The sequence below is a fragment of the Vibrio sp. 1180_3 genome (assembly GCF_029478545.1).
Classification (GTDB): domain Bacteria; phylum Pseudomonadota; class Gammaproteobacteria; order Enterobacterales; family Vibrionaceae; genus Vibrio; species Vibrio aestuarianus.
Genome location: NZ_SJFM01000136.1, coordinates 1 through 978, shown reverse-complemented (window position 1 = coordinate 978; position 978 = coordinate 1). Strand labels below are relative to the sequence as shown.

Genomic DNA, 978 nt, shown 5'->3' with positions numbered 1-978 from the left:
GAGCTACATTCGTTTTTACAACTATAAACGAAGTCATAGTGGGATTGATTATTTAACGCCAAATGAAAAATACCAACAAATGCAAAAAGTGGCTTAAAAACTCTCCAAAAAAGCTGGATCATTACAAACTTGGGACAGTAATGAGATGCTGCCTAAGATTTATGCCTTTGATGTCTTTTGATTCGGGGAATAAACACTTAGGAGGGACATGCTCACTAGATACTGCAAGCGAGTCACACATATAACAAGTTTTCATTTTTACCTCATAACTCGAAGAACAAGCTAACGCCCAATTAAGGTGTGAAGCACGCTACCACAACACTCAATTAGAGTACCCTAACCACTGAATTCAACCCAAACTAAAAATGCCAAGCGTGCTGAATCACTCTTAAATTGTTTGTTATGTCGTTGCTAAATAAGCAATGACACTATTTGCGGCTACAATAACTTCTTGCGATAAACCCTCCGTTTCAACCTTATAATACTCTCGCGCCCAATCAAATAACACGGGACCATGTATAAGGGATTCTTGAGTTGGAAAGTCTTCTAAGTATTTCGTTGTCATCACAGACAACCTAGGAAACACGTGGAAGTGCAAGTCACCGCCGGATTCACCAAACTTCGTACAATAGACTTGTTCAGGAGAGAGCGTTTTCATAACGGCTGATTCCAACAAAGCTAACAACACACCAAGACCCTTCTGCGCGTCCATGGAAAGTTGATATAAAGAAGATGCTCCACCTTTACATTCAACGATCAAGTAACCTGGAATATTGCAACTACGACACGGACTTACAATGAAATTATCATCCTCAAAAACGACCATAACAACTTCCCATTTCGATAATAAGACATAACGCCCAATTAAGGGGTGAGCAACGCTACCACCAAAACCTAAAGCATTGTGCCGTAAACACTTAATTTGAAGTAGAACCCAAAATGCCAAGCGTTGGGAATCCCTCTTAAATTGTTTGTTAT

The 978-nt window shown here is 39.7% G+C and carries 1 protein-coding gene; it reads right to left on the bottom strand.

What is annotated here, in order from left to right; translation table 11 throughout:
* Positions 1-400: 400 nt before the first annotated feature.
* Positions 401-978, bottom strand: a 578-nt coding sequence (locus tag EYW48_RS21250) for a hypothetical protein (RefSeq protein WP_277433054.1), incomplete at its 5' end; no start/stop codon positions are given.